Source organism: uncultured Lamprocystis sp. (assembly GCF_903933125.1).
GTDB lineage: Bacteria > Pseudomonadota > Gammaproteobacteria > Chromatiales > Chromatiaceae > Thiodictyon.
Genome location: NZ_CAIZIZ010000333.1, coordinates 1 through 21,526, shown reverse-complemented (window position 1 = coordinate 21,526; position 21,526 = coordinate 1). Strand labels below are relative to the sequence as shown.

Here is a 21,526-nt window from a genome sequence, read left to right as displayed (position 1 = left end):
ATCGTTCAATTGCCCAGGTTTCCGACCGAGTTCCCGACATTCACCAACGGATAGACCACCGATACAATGAGATTCAGGAACTTCTGCAACTCAGCAGCGCTGGCGTTGGAGACATACAGGATATCTTTATTTTCAATCGGGAAACTCTGCGCGGCGAAGAAGGTTGCCGGGTCACGCAGGTTGACACGATAAATGACCGCGACCCGGCCGTCCGGCGTGATCCGCGGCGGCACGGCCCATTCCAGGGCACCGGCCTGCTCCAGCCGAAACACAAATGCCCCGCTCGCGCGCGCACGGTTATCCAAGAGTCCACCGGCCCGCGCCAACGCCTGGGCAAGCGAAATACCCTGCGCTTCGAAATTGATCTCCTCGTTCTTTCCGGCCGCCCCCAGCACGGTGAAGCTCAGCGGTTGGTAAAGGGCAGCGATCACATCGCCCGATTGCAGCAGAATGTTCTGCAGGGGATCACGGACGACCTCCTGTAACGGCATTGCCGCCACCTGGTTTCCGCGGGTCACTTGCAGGGTCATTTTATCGAGCGGCTGCCGTAGCCCCCCGGCGGCCGCCAAAGCATCCAACAAACGCTCGCCGCGCGCAGTCAAAGGCACGCGCGCACTGGTTGTCACCTCGCCGACCACGGTGACATTGGCAGTCGAATTGAGCGTGATGCGGACCAATGCCTGTGGCTGATTGGCCTTGCCCTGCAGCCGACGCACGATCTCGGCCTCAATCTCTTGCGTCGTCTTGCCGGCCACCGGCAACTGCCCAAGGAACGGCAGACCGACCGCGCCATCGGCACTCACCATTTGCGCCGGTAAGGTCGTAGCGCTGGCGGTCGCCGGACCGGCAGCGGGGCCCGCCGAACCGCTGCCAAAGAGCAGTCCCGGGGGCGCTTCCCAGAGCGTGATCTCCAACACATCCCCGGGGCCGACACCGGGCGACCGCTGAGCCGCGCTACCCAAGGTCTCCGAAAACAAGATCGCTCGTTGGTTTGCCAGCAACCGCCGCGCGACTGAATCGGTCAGCTCCACGACCTGGATACCAGAGGCACGCGGATCGGCGCCGGCAGACTTGACCTGCCGGTAACTCGGCCCCGCCGCCGCCAGCCAATCCCCCGACCAGGAACACCCGACCAGCAGCGCGCTCGACACGATCAGCGGCAACCAACGGATGATCCGAAAGCCAAGGTCCGTCCTGCTCTTCACCCTAAACCAACTCCAAGCCGCGAACGATAAACGCCAATCCCCGACCATCGTCATGGTCGGCCCGAAACAGCCGCGGCACAAACACCCGATCGGCGGTGATCCGCACCGTCACGTCCGCCCCCGGCGGCACATCCGCCAAGGGAATCTCGATGATGAAGGGCCCGGGCGCAGCGATGCGCATCCGCGATGCTGCGGCCCAACTCGGACCAAGCACGAGCTCAAGCGACGCGGCAAATGGCCAAGCATGTTGGCAGTGCAGCCGCAGCGCACGCTGTGGAACGGATTGCCCGGCCATCCGCAGCTCCAGGTCTCGCGGTGCCCAGCCATCCGGATAGACATCCACGGCGATGCCGGTGCGCGCCAGACACAAGCGCGCGTCGGTTTGAAGATCTTGCCGCAACTGATGTGCCGCGGCAGGTTCAAGATACCCTGCCAAGCCCGCTACAAATTCCGCGACATGCTCTTGAATGGCGCCTCGGACATCGCCAAACGGATAGCTCGCGAGGGCTTCGTTCACATAGGTGCGCAACCAGTGGTCCTGAGCGCGGCCCAGGTACCGTGCAAGCAACCGGACCGCTTCTTCTGCAACCAATCGGCGCTGCGTACGGGTAATACATCCCGCATGCAGCCGAGAGTAAGCCTGAACCCGATCAACATACCCAATACGGCCGGGAAATTGCTGAAAGATCCGCAACCAGAGGTCAAAGTCAAAGGCGGTCGCCAGACCCTCGTCGAGCGTCCCGACTTGGGCGAACACCGAACGACGCAGGAAGACGGTCGGCTGGCAGATGAAGCACCCGGCCTGGAATCCGGATAGCGTCTCCTCCGGTAAGCGAGTCGGATAGCGACCTAGCGGCTTGCCCGCGGCGTCGATATGTTCGGCTTCACCGTAAACCATCACCGCAGCGGGGTGGGCGGCAAAGAAATCAACCGCGCTTTGGATCGCACCCGGGGCATAACAATCATCGGCGTTGAGCCAGCCGATAATCTCTCCTCGACTGCGCGCCAGCGCCCTATTCACGGCCTGGGCAGGTCCGGAATCCGGTTCCGATTGCCAGCGCAGACGCCGGCCGAAGCGCTGCGCGAGCCGTGCGAGCCGCTGCGGCGTCTCATCGGTCGAGGCCCCATCCGCCACACAGAGATCCAACGCGGTGACGTCCTGACTCAACACGCTCACCACCGCCGACTCGAGATAACCCGCCTGATTGCGGGATGGCATGACCACTGAGACGGTTGGGCACCCGTGGTCAGTGCCACCCGCGGTCCCCGCCGGCATGGCGTCAGCCTTAACGTCACACTGATTCACTTGCGCCACCCGCTATTGGATATTACGACCACCGCAAACACCAGTATCATTTACCGCAAAAGCCCGCAATTCGCGCGCCTCGGCATAGACCCGCGGACCTGCCGCCGACATTGACCGAATGCGCTCACGGTTGATTGCCCGCAGTTCCGTGAACAGCCGACCAATCTCACTCGCCTTGAAAAAAAGACAACATTCCGCCGCCGCCCCGCTGCGGCGCAGACATGCCGGCGGTTCCCACTGCTCCGCCAGAATGACCGGAATCGCACCCACCGCCAGCGACTCCCATAAACGTAACGTATTAGGTCCGGCGCCTTCCGGACACAACGAAAAGACCGAATCCGACAACACTTCATTGTAACGTCTGGTCGCGGCGGCCTGCGACTCACGATCCCGAAGCGTCAGCGGGATATTACCCACCTGCTCTTGATAGACGGTCTTCTCGAAATGCCACTCGTCACTCACCTCGACAATCACATCATCGCCGCCATCACGCCGCGCCGCATCCAACAACCGCAGCCGAGCATCCGATCGATAGTGAGGCAGATAAGCGCCGATAAATGACGCGAGATAGCGCCGGCAAGCAACCAGCCGCCCGGGCTCAAGCCCCTCACCACGCGTATGATCCTCAACATTTACCGCGATCAGGGGCCAACTGTGAATTCGCAGACTCCCGGAGGTCCGGGCTTCCCGCACCGCACGTTCACAATGCGACAAGTGCAAATCAGTCACGCCAAGCTCGCGAAAGCGGTCGATGAGGCGCCGCCAGTATATCTGCTGACAGACCGTATGAACGGCCAACCGATACCCCTGCTCCCAGGCCAGTCGCCGCCATCCGGTAATCCGCGGTCGCAGCCATTGCAGAATCTCCTCCGGAAAGCGCTTACGATCGATATAGGTGGCCCACGGCAGCCCCAGATAGGTATGGATGGTTTCGCCACCACGGTCAAGGTTTGCTCCCAACGCAATCTTCTGGTGATTCTCATCAGCCTGGCGTTCAGTGCCGCAAGGATACTGCCAGAAATGGTCATCGCCGGGATGCCGGCACCGCTGCCGGATCACGATTGGCGCGGTACTGATCACCGGCCGAATGAAGCGCGTTAAGATCGCTTCCGGCAGGGCCGCACGCGTGCCGCCCCACTTGGCAACCACTGCTGACGGCAGTAAAAAAGCCGCCCCAGGCTCCAGCCAATCCATACCTAACCAGCGATTCCCACGCCGGTAAATACAAAAACGCCGCAGCGAATGCCAGGCCAGTTCGCCCCCATCCACGAAGCCATGACGCTCGCCGATGGAGACAGCGCCCCGGCATTGCCGATCAACTGCTAGTCGGTTTCCCGCCGAGCATAAATCTGAGTACACTGCGACTGATCAACCTCTGTTCCACCATCTACGCTTCCTTTTCTTCCCTTCGCCGAGCGGCGGTATCTGCTCCTGCTGCGCTTTCTCATCCACCGCGATGATTCGCACGGTACGCAGTCGTATCGCCAGCCGACGTTCATCTTCGGAGCCGCGCTCGGCTGGTGAGACCAGCCCAGGAAACAGCAACTCCAGCCGCCACTGACCCTCGGTCGGGGCGTCGCCGGCATCATACAAGGCAATGACCAGCGCGGGCAATTCAGCCTTGATCGGCTCCAGATCAAGTCGCGTGCCGTTCAGTACCGCAGTTAGGCCAGCGAGGATCTCCGGCTGCATCGTATCGACAATGTCGAATCGGATCTGATAACGACCACGCGGGAGCGCCGGCAGTTCGAGCGAACTCCGAGCCTCAGGCCCCGCCCACCGCCCATCGTGTTCCGCATAGTACCAGTTCTCGCCGACGATCTCCTCCCGCAAATCCAAGAGCCACTCCACCGGACGCAGCGGATTCCACGCATCGGCATTGCCCGGCGGCAACGCCGAAGCCAGGAGAGCGTTGCCCCCCCGCGCTTGATCCTGCAAGAAATAAGACTCCAGTTCCTCCTGCACTTGATGTAATTGCGCGAGCAGCAGGTCGCACTCTTTGGCCTGCTCGACCTTGGCCGCGCGTTCTTTGGATACCGCCGCCTCCGCCGCCGCTTGTGCATTCCGCGCGGTAGTCAGTTGACGCTTTAGATCATCAATAAGCTGTTGGTGCTTGATCTGCTCCTGCTGCCGCGCTTGCGCCTCGCTCCGATTAACCGCTTCAGCCTTGTCCACGCGGTTTTTCGCCGCGGCCTCGCTCTTCTCCGCCGCCGACTGTGCACTCCGCGCGGCGTTCAACCGACTGTTCAATTCATCGACGAGCCGACCATGCTCGACTTGTGCCTGCTGCAACGCATCGCCTTGATCCTTGTAGAAATAACGTTCCAACTCCTCTTGCACTTGATGCAAGTGCACCAATAGCTGCTCGTTCTCCTTGACGTGCTCGACCTTCGCCGCACGTTCCGTCTCTACCGCCGCCTCCGCGGCCGCCTGTGCACTCCGCACGGCGCTCAACTGACTATTTAACTCATCGACGAGCCGATCATGCTCGGTTCGCGCCTGCTGCAACGCATCGTTTTCCATCGTGACGATGGTAAAGCGCGACTCGGCCCGATTGAGCGCCGCTACGAGTCCCTGAAACTCAGTGACCGCATGCTCGACCGACGGGTGCTCAGACTCCTGCTCATCAGATCCGAACTCGGCGACGGCTTCCAACTCCCCCCACAGTGTGCTGACATCGCCTTCCACCCAGGGCAATGACTTTACCAACAGCCTGGCCAGCGCTGATGGTGCTCCCGGTGCCGGAATATCAGCCGCGGCCGGCCAGTGCAATGGCAACTGAAGACAGTCGCTCGCCTTGGCGACGAATAGTTCCGGAGCCTGGAACACCCGATCGCCATTGACCAGGATCGACCGACCCCGATTACGGTGATGAAAACGCACCAACTCGCGATGGATGGAAAGCCACAGCCTCGTGATCTGCAAGAGGTCCTGAGCGGACATCGTAGCACCGCTTTGTACCAGTTCAGCAACCAGCACATCCAGCGACTGATAGACGAGAACAAAGCGAATCTGCGGATCAAAATCGCGCCAGAACTCTAACAACCATAGGGATCGCCAATCCGCCCACCCCCAATTTTCTTTCTGTAAATTCCCCAAGACCAAGTCGATTGCCAGCTCTTCCCAGAGTCTTCCGGGAGCAAGTTGCAAGACCGCTTCGTCATCCTGTGGGGATACCCCGTGCGCCTTGAGCGCCTGCTCATGGAACCACCCGACCGTTAGACCCTCACGGCGGGATGGCGTGGTTTCACTGAGCCCGGATGCCGTAAACAAACCGTGCACTTCTTCGTACCTTGAACCAGGATAGCCACAGGTTACAACAATGGTCACTTTGCTCTCCAGCACCTTACTGAACATTCGGTCATACGATCAAGACTTCTTGAGCTCGTGAAAAAAGCCCTCCCACTGGGACAGGAGATGCTCAGAGGTGTAGCGAGCCGCGACGCGTGCACCCGCGACCCGCAACTGCTCCCGTAACCCGAGCGACTCACCGGACAACACGTTGCCAATGACCGCGGCGGCGTCTTCCGCGGAGTATGGATCGAAATAGGCCGACGCATCCCCGTAGATTTCACGATGTACTGGAATGCCGGACGCAATCACCACCCCACCACTGCGCATTGCCTCGATACCGGAATAGTCGAATCCCTCCGCCAGGCTGGGACAAACAGTCGCTGCAGCGTGTCGATAGAGCACTCTGAGTTCTGCCGACGGGACATTGTTCAGATAAAAGAGATCACCCAGCTCAATCCAGGGACGAAAGACGTCGAGTACCGACGCGGAGGCCCAACCCTGGCTGCCGACAACGACCAATTTCAACCGCGGCATGGCATTGTACTTCAAGCGCTCCCACGCGGCGGTTAACAACAGGTGATTCTTCCTCGGCTCGATCGTTGAAACCATCAGCAAGTAATCAAACCCGGTGTCCGAGCCCCTGAGTGCAGGTTCCAAGGAACTCAGATCTGCGGTAACAGCACGGGACTGAGCGCGCCGACTGCGGAGAATCTGAGGCACGTAAGCGGACGCTGAAAGTTCGTCGAAATAATCGTCGGAGACCATGTTATGAATCACTGACGTTCGGGCTTCAGCCTCCGGAAAGACCGTCAGCAGATCACGCCGCGTGGATTCAGAAACACATGAAAACCAGGCACCGGCACGAACATTGTCCTGCAACGCGTAATAATGTGACGCCTGATGGAAAACGCTGTCATTGATCGTATGAGGGAAAAATATGGGTATCGTGTCATGGTACCGGATCACCAGTTGCGTCCCGTCGGAGACGCGCGCGGGGAATGGTGTCTGGGCCAACAGCACATCGCTGCCATGGGTGTTGATGCTGAGATAGCGCGGCGTTCTCGACCAGCGGCGGCCGGCCAGACCGACTTGATGCAGCCGCTTACGCGACACACTCAGGGTCTGAAACCGGGATGACGTCACTAACGACTTGTCCGCGGACTTCAATGTCTTACTGAAGAAAGTCCGCCAGACGAAGTCATCGAATAATTCAGAGGCGAACGGAGTGGGCTCAAGACGCCGGCCCAACCGGTCCCCCAACTGCGCTGACTGCAGCAACAAGAACAATCCCACGGCATGTAGTACGGAGTTGAGACCGACGTTTGAATTGGCACTCTTCGTCCCGGGAGCCAAGACCTGCACATCCGCCTCGCCGGGGCTCGCCGCGGGCATATCACGCAACGCAACGACAATACGTGACGAACGGTTGATCTGGTAAGCGCGCGGGTTCGACGACCGCGCGGTGGCGGAGCCGGACCGCAACCGCCGCGCACCATGTTGGATGAGTCCGGTCACGTCGCAGGAAGACAATGATCGCAGCCCTCGAAACAGCAAGCGCGTCTCCTGCGGGATACCGGCATATCCATCCAAAGCCGGCTTCAGATCGAACAGGATGCTGGTCGTGCTACCCACATTCGGCGAAATATGCATAGGCCTCGTCGACATCATCAAATCGCTGAATTCGCGCAGCGCTCAGCACGTAGATCGTGCTGCAGTACTCGCGTATATGTTGGGGCAAATGCGACACCATGAGCAACGCGCGATCACGCCGCTTCTCGAAGAGCTCGTGATGGCATTTTTCATGGAACCGCGAATCACCGACAGCCAGCACTTCGTCGATCAAGTAACAATCGAACTCGATAGCCATCGACAAAGCGAAGGCCAGTCTGGCGCGCATACCGGCGGAGTAGGTCTTCACCGGCTCTCGAAAGTAAACGCCGAGTTCGGAAAAATCCTCGACAAAAGGCCGGGCCCGATCGATATCGGCACCGTAGACACGGCAAATGAAACGCAAATTATCCAAACCGGTCAGGCTGCCCTGAAATCCGCCGCTGAACGCGAGCGGCCAGGATACCGTCATCTCGCGCTTGATCACACCGCAGGTCGGGTGCTCGGCCCCGCCGATCAGCCGGATCAGGGTCGACTTACCGGAACCATTGCGGCCGAGAATGCCGATCTTCGCGCCACGGTCAATCTGCAGATTGATATCCCGTAACACGTGGCGACCACCCTCACGGGTGCGATAATCTTTGGACACCCCCCGCAACGTGATCATTCGGAAGCCACCAAGTACTTACCGCGGTCAATCAAGAGCAAACCGACCCAGAGCATAATGAAATTGACGAGTACGAGATAGCCGACGTCATAATGCGTGCGCACTGCCGATCCGAAGTAACCGTCGCGCAGCATCTCCACGCCATGAACCATCGGCACCCAGAGGATCAGTGACTGTGCCTTGGCCGGCAGCCAGTCTACCATAAAGAGCGCCCCGGAGAGCGGAAACATCAGATAGGTCAGCGTATGCCAGATGCGCTCGAAGGTCTGCGAGCGCTCCGACAGAGCCCCGACGATGAGCCCGAGCGCGCCGCCGAACCAGGCAAGGAGCAACCAAGCGCCAACCATCGTCAGAGGATCCGCGGGCATCGGTGCATAGCCGGCAAAAATAAAGACCGCCAAGAGCACGATCAGGGAGATGGTGGCCCCGGAAATCTCGAGTAAGAGCCGAGCGCCAAAGATATCGAGCGTGGTTACATTGCGATGATAGAGCAGCGAGAGATTCGGTTCGATCGCCTTGGAGCAACGGCTGGCCGCATTGCGCCACATCAGCACGGACGAATAGCCGGTGATGGCGAACGGGATGATCGACATCGCGCCATGCATCGGCCGCAGGTACCCATATAATAGTGTAACACCGAGCGTGAAGATCATCGGCTCCAGAAACAACCAAAAAAATCCGATATTATGACGGCCATAACGGGTAATGATCTCCCGCAGTAGGAGCGCGCCGATGACACGGGCTTGAATCGCTAACGAACGGAATAATGGTGTATCGCTGACCACGCTAACACCCTAATCGTGATGCTCGCGCACTCCGGCTACCACGAGCGAGAGCATGCCCCAACCGATCAATCCGAGGATGAGGGTAGCGACGATGCTGCGGATGCGCCGCGGCTCAAGCGCAACATCGGGCATACTGGGCTGAACGATACGCTCCAGGTAGAGTTGCTTGCGCTGCGCCTCGTCACGCGCCTGAACCAGCGAAATCAAGGAGGTCTCCAACTGCTTCGCAGCAAGTTCTTGCTCCAGGACCAATCCCTCGTACTCTACCGCCTTATCCGCCAGCGACACCCGACCACCCACGACTTTTGCGGTTTCCGAAGCGATTTCCGCCTCTGTTGCGTCCACCATCTTTTGCAGCGGATCGATCTGCGGATTGTTTTTCGCCAGACTACGAATCTGTGCCAATCGGGTCTTGCTGATGCTCAGCTCCCCCTGAAGAACCGAGACCCGTTCGAGCTGTATCGCCGACTGCTTTTCCGGATCGAACACTGACTGACGGTGGCGAAATTCAGAGACCCTTTCAGCCGCCGTGCGGGCACGCTGCTCGGCATCGGCCACAACCGACTGGGCGAACTGGATCATATCCTGGCGGGCACGCGCGTTAAGCGTATTGACCAACTGCTCGCTCAGTTCCAACAATCGCTCATTGATACGGAAAGCGTCTTCTGCCGAGAAGGCACGGACACTGAGAACTGAAATAGGAGACGCGGCATCCACCGTTACACCGACCATCTTTTGGTAATAGCGGTGAAGCGCTTCAAAACTGTCGTCCCGATCGAGTCCAGCGAAGCGGCTGAGTATGTCTATGCCATCTGACCCAAACGCCTGCGTTAGATTCAGTTCGTCCTCAAGTGATCGCAAGGCATCACGCGAGATCATAAAATCAGTCACGCTGTAGCTATCCTCAACCGACCGCGAAAAGCCGCCACTCACACCTTGCAACAACGACGTGAGACCGGCGGCCGACGTTCGCTGCGGACCACGCACAACGAAGTGTGACTCGGAGAGAAAGACATCTGAAGCAATCACCCCGAAATACAGAACGGCAAGCACGGTCGGCATGACGACCGTCAGCATGAAGAGCGTGTTCACTTGCCGCAACTGCGGAAAAAACCGGCGCGGCCGAACTTGATCGGACACGGACGCTGGTTCAGGCAGGATGATCTCGGACATCGCAACTATTGCCGGATTCTATCGGAACACTGACAGCCATGCGAATGACCTTTGACGCATGAGCCTCCCAAGACGACGAGCAGGAGCAACGGTGGGAGTATTGGGAGACGATGGCGGGCACCGCGGCGGCTTGAGGCACAAGCCCGATATTTTAGTCGCTGCCGGTGCCTATCACAAGCATCAGGCGCCTTGACACCCTCTAGAAGATTGGCGAACAGCGCACGGGACAAGGCGCCGCGACGGCCTTGGTCATGACTCGGTGGCGGCAGGATCGAGCTCGCAGCTCCGGAGATCTCGGCCGCTCACCCCCAGCCGTTGGCTACCGTCCGATCACTGGCGTCGCGCCCATGCCAGGTCCCTCATGCGCAAGAGTGCGATTCCACGTCGGCACAATTGCCGAACCTGGCCCGCGGTTGGCCAGCTATCGTAGGCGTCGGTGCTGACCTGGGGGATGCCGGGTTGGGTGTCGGAACCATCGCGAAGCAGGCTGATCAGCAAGCATCCGCCGTGGTCGAACAGCCGGGCGGTACTCATGAACAGGCTGTCAGCAGCGACATCCGGTAACGCCTGCTGTCGCAGGATCGATCCCGCATCGAAGCGATCAGTCAGGTGGTGGATCGTCACGCCGAGCGACGGCGCCTGCCGCAGCCGCGCATGGAACACCGGATCGACCCCCTTGAACGCGGGCAATAGCGAGGGGTGCAGATTGACCGCGGCACGCCGCGGCAACCGCCGCACCGCATCCCCGATCCGCTGATTGAAGAAGCAGCTCACCAATACGTCTGGTTGCGCAGCGGTGACGAAGGCGAGCCCGGCCGCATCGTTGACATTGCGAGTCGTCAGGGTTGGGAGATTGTGACGGCGAGCCAAATGCCCCAGTGAACATCGGCACAGGGTCTCCGTCCAATCCGTCGCCATCCATAGATAGGCTGCGTAGAATACACCGCTGATCCGAATTTGGTGCCAGGCACCACGCAAAAAGCCGAAGCGGGCGCGCAGCACTCGGGTAGAACGAATCAGACCGACGACTTCGAGATCGCGACAGGCCAGTAACCGTTGGAGCACCAAAGCCGAATACAACCCGGCAGTACCGCAGAAGACGACCCGGACCAGCGGACGCGCAGGTGGACTCACAGGGTTCGCAACGCTGCCGCCAAAGCGTCAACCGCGGCCCTGATCTGGTCCTCGGTATGCTCGCAGCTCAGGAAGAAGCGTAATCGAGCGGCCCGCTCGTTAACGGCCGGATAGACAATTGGTTGCACGTTGATGCCGCGACGAAACAGCGCGTCGGCGAGGCGCGCGGCCTTGATTGAACTCGCCGTGATGACGGGTACGATAGAAAGACCCTGGCTCAGACCGACGTCGATCCGGCAACGTTTGACCAATTCAAAAAAAAGTTGCGCTCGCTCCCGCAGCCGCGCCACACGCTCCGGCTCAGCCTGGAGGACGGCCAGGGCGGCCAGGGATGCGGCGGCGAGCGGCGGGGCCATGCCGACGCTGTAGACAAACCCTGGAGCCGAACATTTGAGCAGTTCCGTCAGCACACGCCCGCCAGCGATGTAGCCGCCACAGCCGGCCAGGGCTTTGCTCAAAGTCCCCATCCAGATGTCGACCGCACCCCCGTCCACCCCGAAATGCTCCCGAATTCCCAGTCCACGTGCGCCCAATACCCCAAATGAATGGGCCTCGTCCACCATTAACAGCGCATGGTGTCGCAATTTGACCAAAATGAACTGCGGCAGATCCGGGACGTCTCCATCCATGCCGTAGAGCCCCTCGATAATGATCAGAACACGCCGGAACTGACCGCGGATCTCGCTCAACAGGCGGTCCGCGGCGGCCCAATCATTGTGAGGGAACGAGAGACGCTTGGCCTTGGATAGGGCGATTCCCTGCAATATACTATTGTGAATCAATGAATCATGTAAGACTAAGTCCCCGGGACCACACAGAACGCCGATAGTGGTGACATTGGTGGCATGACCGCTGACAAAGGTGATGCAATCATCAACCCCATGCAGCCGCGCCAACGCCTCTTCCAAGGCGCGATGGATCGGTCGTTCCCCAGAAACCAGGCGACTGGCCGACACCGATGTCCCATAGTCGTCGATCGCCTGCTTGGCAGCGGCACTGACCAGAGGATGCCCGGAGAGTCCAAGGTAGTTGTAGCTGGAAAAATTAATGTAGGTTTGGCCCGCGATTACGGTCGTATTGCCGGCAATCCCATCGTGGGGACGAAAAAACGGGTTGGAGATACCCAGGCGTGCGGCTCCTTCGCCGACGAGTCGCAACTGTTGATAGGCCGGGTCGAGGTCGAAGCGACACGATTCATCGGAACCGTTCCCCCGATTCGGAATTGCGTCGTCGCCACCATTGGCGTCAAGATCCTCGGCAAGCCCACGTTCGGACCGACGCGCCCGCCGTTCCAGGCCCTGCTGGATAAGACGCTCCTTGAGCGGCCCCGTGATCCCCTGAAACCCCTTGGTTGACCAGGCCATTATCCAGCATCTCTCGTCAATGACAGAGTCCCTGCCTGGACGGACGCCCCGACCTCCACCGACAGCGTTTGAACAAACTCGGGTGCCAGGGAATCACCGTGTTGTTCAGCCAATTGCTGTACTTGCCGGGTGAAATCAGCGGGGGTATCCGATTCGGCTTCACTCGTATCCAACGGGCGCAACGCATGAACGATTCGTTCGGTCAGACGCGCGATCGTCGGTCCCTCGCTGATCGCCAGCAACGGCAGGGTCAGTCCTAAGCGGGCATCCAATGCGGTGATCAGTTCGACACCCATCAAGGAGTCCATGCCCAAGTCGTAGAGCGACTGATTACTGTCGATCTTTTCCGGTGCTAACCGCAAGATCTCGCATAATTCCTGCCGGAGGATGTCGGCGACCGCATCGCGCAGCGCTCCCAAGTCCAGTGCATCGAGCTGGCGACGCAGATCCTCGTCGCCTTCGGCAGTGCCGGCCGTATCCGCACCAGCGGCGGCAAGCTCCAGAAACTTCGGTGCCGCGGCCGACGGCAACAGGCGCGCCATCACCCCCCAAGCGAGATCGAGAACACCAAGATTCGAGGTGTTGGAAACCAGCATCTGTTCGAGGATGACCAGCGCCTCGTCCGCCTGCAGCGGCGCGCCACCCATCCGCGCGACCAGCGTCTCGCGAAGTTCGGGGTTGCTCGCCAGATAACCGACGTCAGCAATCGGTCCGAAGCTGATACAGGTGGCTGCCAATCCGTGTGCCCGACGCTCTGCGGCCAGCGCCTCCAACGTCATATTGGCCGCCACGTAGCTGCCCTGCCCCGGATTGCCGAATAGGGTTGTCGCGGAGGAACAGAGCACAAAAAAGTCCAGCGACTGATCGCGGGTCAAAGCATCGAGGTGCAGGGCGCCCAGTACTTTGGGTGCCAGGACGCGGTGCAACCGCGCAACGTCCTGAGTTCGTAACAGCCCATCGTCGATCACCATCGCCGCATGGATGATCCCGCGCAACGGCGGCAATTCCGCCGCCACCTGCTCGATAATCGCGGCGAGCGCGAACCGGTTGGTGACATCACAGACGGGGGCATGCACCCGGACCCCGGCCGCACGCAGTTCGGCAAGCGCCTCGTCTGGAGCGTCCTCGCCGAACTCACCGCGTCGACTCAACAAGACTAAGGATCGCGCCCCCTTGGCAACCAGCCAGCGAGCGGTCCGCAGACCGAATCCGCTCAACCCGCCAGTGACCAGATAAGACGCGTCCGCGCAGAGCCGGAGTGGTTCCGTGGCCCATGCTGGCTTAGACACTGGTGCGAAATCGGTCGCAAAGGTAACGACCACCTTGCCGATCTGGCGGGAGTGCTGCATGTAACGAAAGGCATCGACCACTTCGGCAGCGTCAAAAGCGCGGTAAGGCAGCGGCTTGAGCAATCCGTGCCTGAACAGCGACATTAAATCCAAGAACAGGCGCCGAGCAAGCAGCGGTCGCTCGCTCATCAACTGATCGACATCAACGCCGAAATAAGTGATGTTGTTGCGGAACGGACGCAGGCCGATCTGGGTGTTCTCGTAAAAATCCCGCTTACCGAGTTCAAGAAAGCGACCGAATGGGCGCAGGACGCTCAGGTTGCGTCTGATTGCCTCACCCGAGAGTGAATTGAGGACACAGTCGACGCCGACCCCGCCAGTGATCGCCAGGACATCATCCGCGAATGCTAACGAACGCGAGTCGAAGACATGGTCGGCACCGAGCATTCGGACAAGATCACGCTTCTCCGGCGTACCAGCGGTAGCGAAGATCTCCGCCCCCCGCATCTTGGCGATCTGCAAGGCGGCGAGACCCACTCCGCCCGCGGCGCCATGAATCAATATGCGTTCGCCCTCTTGCAACTGCGCCAATTCAGCAATGGCGTAAAACGCGGTGAAAAAGGCCGTCGGTACGGTCGCCGCCGCGGCGAACGACCAGTCCTTCGGCTTGGCGACCACGACGGCGGCACGCGTGATCACGCGGTTGGCGAAGGCGGCTGGGGCAAAAGCGATGACCTCGTCGCCGACGCGGATCTCAGTGACGACGTCGCCGACGGCAGTGACCACCCCGGCAAGCTCCATACCCAACGTCTGACCGGAAAAACCGCTTTCCAGCGCCTCATCGGGCAGGAGTCCCATCGCGTACATCACGTCGCGGAAGTTCAGACCGACTGCCCGCACGGCAATCTCCACCTCATCGGGCGCAGGGACCGCAACGTCACCCTCTTGCCAGGCAAGGTTCCGGAGCGGCCCTGGTGAGCCAAAGTCCAGATAGACACGCCGTCGGGAGGGTGTCGGCGCATCACGGCCCGGCAATGCCGGCCCCAAGACCCGGAGCCGCGGCACATAACGGGCGGTCGACAGCAAGATCACCTCATCCTCGGCGTCCGGTGCCAGCAGTTCCGCGGCCAGCAGATCGGCAGCCTGGGGCGGCGCCAGTGACTCTGCCAAGTCGATCCAGCGCACCCGCTGCCCTGGGCATTCATTCATGGCGACCCGCGCCAATCCCCACAGCGGGGCATCCTGGACGCTGCCGCCACCCCGCGGACCCGACCACCCGGCGTCCAGCAATCCGACCCCGGCCCCCGCGGTGATCACATAATAGTCCGGCGTCTGTCCAGCCGCGATACAGCCTTGCAACGAGGCAAGCAGCGCTGCCGCTCTTCGCTCCTGGCGCACCAAGCAGTCTGAAGCATCGCGCGCCGGCTGAACATCCAGCCCGGCCAAGTGGATGATCGCCCGCGGCGCCGCTTGGTGAGACCCCAGATCGACGAGTAAGCGCTGCCAGGCGTCACTATCGGCCAGCGGCAGCGCAATCGATGCGTTGCCCGCTGCCGATCCGCTATCGCCGTCACCCGCAACGATGCACAAAACGTCATCGCCGCGCGCGGCCAGCACGCCCGCCAGCGTCTGCCCAAGCACCACCGCATAGGGCGTGGTGTCGACCATGATGCACCAGGGTCCGAGCGACTGGGCATCGCCGCACGGGTCTGCGGCCATCGCTCGCGCCGCGCCATCCGGCGTCGCCAACACCAGGTAGTGGCCGGAGATGGCGTCAGGGGTGTCGGGAATGATCGCGGCATCCGGAAAGCCGTTGCGGGCGAGTAACGCCTGCCAACTCTCCGGTGTTCGCAAACGCGAGCGGTGAGTCTTGGACCACCATTCCGGATGCAAACCGAAACTCACGTCATGAGCGCGGGTCGGATATTGCTCACAAACGACCAAGAGACCGCCCTGAGCAATGAGCGACCGCGACCGCGTCAGCAAGTCGACGGGAGCACCACCAGCCAAACCGCTGCCAAGAATGACCAAGTCGAACCAGCCGCCCAAGTCCGCCCGCGCCGCCCCGGGCTCCGCCGGATCGATGACCAAGGTGCGTACGGCAGGGCGATGGAGCAGCAAGGCCGCGAGTTCCGCGCCGCGCTCCGGCGTCTGGGCGACCACCACCAGATCGGCGTGAGACGCATCGAGCAACGCGGCGATGCAGACTGCATCCGGCACGGCGCCAATCAACTCGATGACCCGCGGACGACGGCCGAACGGCAACCGCACCGCGATCTCGCCGATGAGATCCGCAATCGTCCCCGCCAGGCGCTGCTTCAGGCCGGGTTCAGTCCCGAACGGCCCAAGTGCGGCGAGGTCAGCGTCGCCGGCCAACACCAGCGCCGGACTCATCGACCCGGCGAGAATCTCCGGCAACCTGAGACCCGCGCGCCCCACCAGGCCGATCAACCCAGCTTGATCAGGATAGTCACCCATCAGACTGATCCAAATATCTTCGGGATCAGGCAGTATGGAATCGTCCCGCCATAACCAATGCCCCTCGACCCGCTCCAGGACACCGTCGTCCGTCAGCATCTGCAACAGGCAGCGCAACAACGATTCATTCGACGTGGGGATCGCGCCGGACGCCAACAACCGATCGGGATCGATCCAAGCCCCGCGCGGGTCCAGGGTCCGCAAGGCACGCTGGGCAAACGCCGCGCACAAAGCGTCCAGCAAGGGCTCGGCCTCGCCGAGGTAACGACCGCGCCAGACCATTCGCTCGGGCTCACCCCAGCGCGCGGCCGCCAGCCCCGCGAGCGTGCTTACCGCCACCACCACCGAGTGAGCCGTATCCGCCGGACGTGGACGCGGGATCGCGACGGTTGTTACCTGCCGCACATGCTCAGTCGCCAAACGCTTGAGTTGCACGGCACGAAAACGCGCCCCGCTCACTTCGGCGACAAGGCTGCCTACCGCATCGTAAAGACGAAAATCGGCCAGTAGCGCGCGCTTACCGATACGCTTCAACTGCGCTTCAACCAATTCCACCGCGACGCCGGCCTGGGCTAGCCGCAAACGTTCAATACGGATCGGAATATAGGCGCGCGCGGTGCTCGGCTGTGACCGCGGGGCCAGCAGATCAGCCAGCAATTGGAGCGCGCCGTCGAGATAGGCAGGATGCAGACGGGCCTGCATCAACTCCGGCCTGATCACCTCCGGAGTCACGAGCGTCGCTAGCGCTCGTTCCCCGCTGATCCACACGCCGGCGACCGCACGGAACGCCGGTCCGTAATCCAGCCCCACCGCCCGTGTGCACTGATAATGCAGATCGGCGTCTACGTCTGGAGCGCCGACCGGAACCTGACCCAGCGGCATGACCGGATCGGTGCCGGCGGCCTCCGCGATCTGCCCAGTGGCGTGAAGCAACCACGGGCCAGGATCGTTTCTTGCGCGACTGCGAATTGTAAAGCACCCATCACTCGCATCTATGGCGAGCCGCACGCACTTCGAGCTGGCGTGTTCTAGCAATAGTGGGGCGACGATCTCCAAACCCGCGATGTCAGTCAACCGCTCCGGGTGCCACTGGAAGGCGGCGGCCAAGGCCATCTCGGCAAAACCGGCTGCCGGAAAGACGACCGCATCGCCCACCGCATGATCGGCCAAGTGAGGATAAAGCGTGGTATCAAGCACATTCTCCCACTGAAGCGGCGCCTGCGCCATGCGATAACCCAGCAGTGGGTGCACCTTGTGGCGCGCCAGCAGCCCCAGCGCATCGGCACCCTCCTCCAGCCAGAAACGCTCATGCTGCCATGGGTAATGAGGAAGATCGACGAAACGCGCCGGCCGTGGGAACAGACGCATCCAGTCGTAGTCGACCCCGCTCAAGAGCAATTGATGGAAGCAGCGGTTGATCTGTGCACGCCCTCCCGCCTCTCGCGACAGGGTCGGCAGAATCACCGCTGCCGTCGCCGCCCGCCGCACCGACTCATTCAAGTATCCGCGCAGGATGGGGGCGGGACCGATTTCGACGAAACAGTTGAAGCCGGCTTCGAGCAGCCCCGCGACGGCTTGGCCGAAGCGCACCGGCTCCCGCACATTGCGCCACCAATAGTCAGCATCCAGACCGGTACCGGCCAGCACGGACCCGGTCACGGTGGAGTGGAACGGGATGGTCCCGGCACCTGGGGTGAGTTGCGCCAAGGCCGCCAGCAAGTCGTCGTGCAGCGGATCCATGACGGGACTATGGAAAGCATAGTCCAAGTCAAGCCGATGAAACCAGATCGAACGGGCACTCAGGTCATGCTCGCAGACGGCGAGAGCGTCCTGAGTCCCGGCGAGCGTCACGGAACCCGCACTGTTGATTCCCGCCACCCACAAACAGTCAGTGAGCCCCAGCGCCTCGACCAATGCGTGCGCTGCCGCCTCGTCCAACGCGGCAGCCGTCATCTGACCAGCACCTCGTGTCCGCGCCTGATGCACACTGCGCTCATGAATCACCGCGACCGCCTGCTCAAGACTCAAGGCCCCACACGCCCAGGCAGCGGCGACCTCGCCGACACTGTGACCGACCACTGCGGTCGGGTGAACGCCGCGCTCGGCCAGCATGCGGGTCAGCCCGACCTGAATAGCGAACAGCAATGGTTGCGCGACCTCGGTCGCCGCCAGACGTTCCGCATCCGCCGGTGCCGCGAGTGCGGCCAGGATCGAGAATCCCCCACGCAACGTGAACAGGGCATCCACCGCCGCGACCGCCGCCCGGAACGCAGCGTCCTCCGTGAGTAATGCCTGCCCCATGCCAACCCATTGCGCGCCGTTGCCGGCGTAGACGAACACCGGTCCGACCGCTGCGGCCAGCCACTGACCCGTCGTTAGGTCGGCCGTCGTTTCACCAGCGGCAAAGCGCGTCAGGGCCGCCGCCTGTCCTGCGCGATCGGCGGCGAACACCGCCAGGCGATACGGCAGGGCGTCGCGGCGAAAGGCCGCGGCCGCGGCGATGTCGTAAAACTCCTGATCCGCGCACATTGCCACCCGCGTTGCCATGGCGCGGGCCAGACACTCCAGTGCCGCGGGGCTGCGCGCGGAGAGCACCAACGGCGGGATCACGGTCGCGGGAACCGCCGGTGCGGGTCGCGGCCCAAGGTCCGGACTCCCGAGTATGACGTGCGCATTGGCCCCGCCGAAACCAAAGGAGCTAACGCCGACAACCAACTGACGTTCGGGATCTAACGGTGTGGGATCAACGACGGGCCGCAGGTTCCAGCCAACGAAGTCGATGTTCGGGTTGAGTGTATCGAGGTGGATGGTCGGCGGAATCTCGCGATGCTCCAGACACAGCATCGCCTTGACCAGTCCGGCCAGACCCGAGGCAACCTCCAGATGCCCCAGATTACTCTTCACCGAACCGATCAGCAGCGGCCGCCCCGGCGCACGCCGTCGGCCCAGCGCATCCCCCAAAGCCCGCGCTTCGAGTGGATCTCCGACCACGGTCCCGGTACCGTGGGCCTCGATGTAGTCAATCTCATCCGGCCGAATCCCACAGCGTCCGTAGACCTCGCGCAGGAGCGCGGACTGGACCTGATGACTGGGGATGGTCAATCCCTGCTTACGGCCATCGGTGTTGAGCGCCGAATCGAGCACCACCGCCAGGATCCGATCGCCATCAGCCACCGCGTCAGTGAGCCGTTTAATCAGGAGGAGGCCGCCACCCTCGGAACGTACATAACCGTCCCCTTCCGCCCCAAAGGGGTTACAAAACCCGCGGCGCGATAACATCGACGCCTTGGAGAAACCGATGAAAGCAAAGGGATGCAGATGCAAAACCATGGCACCGGTGAGTGCCGCACTCGATTCGCCGCTCAGGACCGAGCGGCACGCTTGATGAAAGGCCACCAAGGCCGACGAGCAGGCGGTATCAATCGCCATGCTCGGACCGTGTAAATCAAAATAGTAAGACAAGCGATTGGCGGCAACGCTGGCCGTATTGCCGGTCATGGTGGTCGCGTCGATCGACCCGAGGTCATCGGCGAGCCGATAGCTGTAGTCGACTCCTGAGATGCCAAGGAAGACCCCACACCGACTGCCGCGCAGCCGCGATGGGGGCAGCCCGGCGTCCTCACAGGTCTCCCACGCCAGTTCAAGCAGGAGCCGCTGTTGGGGGTCCATCTGGATCGCTTCACGCGGGGAGATACCAAAAAACTCGGCGTCGAACCCCGCGACCTCGCCCAGCGACCCGGCAGCGAAGGTATAGCTGGTGCCGGGTTCCGATTTCCGCGGGTGCTCAAAGGCCGCTTGGGCAAAGCGCTCCGGTGCGACCCGGCTGACGAGATCCCGGCCGGAGATCAGAGCATCCCACAACGCGGCGCGGTCGCGCGCGCCGGGAAACCGGAACGCACAACCGACGATGGCCAGGCGTGGAAGGGTAGAACTCGACACGATATGCAACGTTGTGTGGTCCATTCAGGTACTCGCTTCCGTAATGACGGCACACGATCAAGTCTTAAGGCAAGTCTGCGCGGGTCAATTTGACGGGCTATTCGCGGGATAAACCAGATGTTGTAGCTTCAGGAACAAACGCCGGCCAGGAAGTCAAGCAGCATCACAAACGCTCTACCTCATTACGATTCAAGTTGCTTAGCCTTGAAAAAACCCTGAAAAAATCTAGCATTTGCCATGTCATCGTTGTTGTTCTGCCATTTTTTACGCTGTACCGCCGAAACTCAACTCTAGAATCACAGCTACGGCAACCAACTATACTGGATATTACCAGAAATCGCTGCCCAAAGGCGAGCATCCGAGCATCAGCACTGCGTCCAGGACAGTTTTCCCCCGAATTTAAGCTATCGTGCCCACGTTCATCGCAGCGGTTTGGCGCTGTCCCACCGACGGGGGAGCGATCGTTAAACCGCGCCCAGGACGGGATGCGTAATTTTGGCATCGGTGCGGTGTCAACCGCACCGGCCAAGCGTGCGGCTAAAGCCGCACCTACAAATTACGTTTCTCGCACTGGGCGTGGTTTAAGACGGCATCCGCGCAGCGATTAAGAAAAAAATCTGTTGCTGTTGCGCCGCAGGCATCCTCGGTTATCCCCGGCGATCGTGCGGCGCAGTGTGGGCAAAGGGTGAATGCGTGTGGGCAAGGTGGGGACAACGCGCCCGCAGCGCGTTGTCCCCGGCTTGTCCACACGGTCGCTACTGCGACATTCACGCTGTGTCCACACGGAGTCCGCCAGCACTCGGCCGCCGCCCGCGTCGGTGCTGCGGCAGCGGGCGCGGGTCGGTCGCCGAACCGATCGACGATGCAGGCCCCACCGCCAATCCCTGATCGATGCACCTCTTCGGGCGTGCGGTAGCCCAAGGATTGGTGCGGACGCTCCCCGTTGTAGAAGACGAAATACGCAGCCAGCCCAAGCAGCAACTCGGGCAGGCTGGCATAGCCCTTGACGTACACGTCTTCGTACTTCACGGTGCGCCACGGGCGCTCGACGAAGATGTTGTCCAGCGCCCGACCCCGCCCGTCCATGCTGATGGCGATGCCAGCGTCCAAGAGGACCCGCGTGAACGCCTCGCTGGTGAACTGCGGCCTTGATCATCGTTGTGCGACACGAAGTCGCGTAAGTGAATGTTCTACAAGAAGTCGCTAGGAGGCGGCCTGATAGAACCGACGGTTTCTCCCGTCGTAGCCTAGGAGCACATGCGGGACTGGTAACGGTCCGGTGTG

11 protein-coding genes and 1 pseudogene are annotated in these 21,526 nt (G+C 61.4%); all 12 read right to left on the bottom strand.

All coding sequences use genetic code 11. From position 1 onward, the window contains the following. Window positions 1-5: 5 nt before the first annotated feature. Window positions 6-1,205, bottom strand: a complete 1,200-nt coding sequence (locus tag QZY03_RS17215; protein WP_295583205.1) for a polysaccharide biosynthesis/export family protein — start codon at window positions 1,203-1,205, stop codon at window positions 6-8. Window position 1,206: 1 nt separating this feature from the next. Continuing rightward, the gene (locus QZY03_RS17210; protein WP_295583203.1) at window positions 1,207-2,481 is read right to left on the bottom strand and encodes a glycosyltransferase family 2 protein; all 1,275 of its coding nucleotides are present in this window, start codon (window positions 2,479-2,481) and stop codon (window positions 1,207-1,209) included. A 42-nt stretch (window positions 2,482-2,523) separates the two neighbouring features. Then, window positions 2,524-3,870, bottom strand: coding sequence for an exostosin family protein (locus tag QZY03_RS17205; protein WP_295583201.1), 1,347 nt, complete (start codon window positions 3,868-3,870; stop codon window positions 2,524-2,526). Window positions 3,871-3,879: 9 nt separating this feature from the next. After that, complete coding sequence (locus tag QZY03_RS17200; protein WP_295583200.1) at window positions 3,880-5,868, bottom strand: hypothetical protein; 1,989 nt, start codon at window positions 5,866-5,868, stop codon at window positions 3,880-3,882. 12 nt (window positions 5,869-5,880) lie between these two features. Then, window positions 5,881-7,455, bottom strand: coding sequence for a glycosyltransferase family 1 protein (locus QZY03_RS17195; RefSeq protein ID WP_295583198.1), 1,575 nt, complete (start codon window positions 7,453-7,455; stop codon window positions 5,881-5,883). Next, window positions 7,430-8,062 carry an ABC transporter ATP-binding protein gene (locus tag QZY03_RS17190; protein WP_295583196.1) on the bottom strand — a complete coding sequence of 211 codons (633 nt, stop codon included), beginning with the start codon at window positions 8,060-8,062 and terminating at the stop codon, window positions 7,430-7,432. Before QZY03_RS17190 ends, QZY03_RS17195 begins: the two co-directional genes overlap by 26 nt. Before the next feature lie 14 nt (window positions 8,063-8,076). Then, entirely contained in the window at window positions 8,077-8,865 is a 789-nt protein-coding gene (locus tag QZY03_RS17185; RefSeq protein ID WP_295583194.1) for an ABC transporter permease, read from the bottom strand. A 9-nt stretch (window positions 8,866-8,874) separates the two neighbouring features. After that, window positions 8,875-10,038, bottom strand: coding sequence for a capsule biosynthesis protein (locus QZY03_RS17180; RefSeq protein ID WP_295583192.1), 1,164 nt, complete (start codon window positions 10,036-10,038; stop codon window positions 8,875-8,877). A gap of 330 nt (window positions 10,039-10,368) precedes the next feature. Continuing rightward, window positions 10,369-11,172 carry a formyltransferase family protein gene (locus QZY03_RS17175; RefSeq protein WP_295583190.1) on the bottom strand — a complete coding sequence of 268 codons (804 nt, stop codon included), beginning with the start codon at window positions 11,170-11,172 and terminating at the stop codon, window positions 10,369-10,371. Beyond that, complete coding sequence (locus QZY03_RS17170) at window positions 11,169-12,329, bottom strand: aminotransferase class I/II-fold pyridoxal phosphate-dependent enzyme (RefSeq protein WP_295583188.1); 1,161 nt, start codon at window positions 12,327-12,329, stop codon at window positions 11,169-11,171. The genes QZY03_RS17175 and QZY03_RS17170 overlap by 4 nt, the downstream gene beginning before the upstream one ends. 206 nt (window positions 12,330-12,535) lie before the next feature. Beyond that, window positions 12,536-20,266: a type I polyketide synthase gene (locus QZY03_RS17165; RefSeq protein WP_295583186.1), complete on the bottom strand. Its 7,731-nt coding sequence runs from the start codon at window positions 20,264-20,266 to the stop codon at window positions 12,536-12,538. 825 nt (window positions 20,267-21,091) lie between these two features. Continuing rightward, window positions 21,092-21,385, bottom strand: a pseudogene (locus QZY03_RS17160) (transposase); the annotation flags it as partial. Between the last annotated feature and the right edge of the window lie 141 nt (window positions 21,386-21,526).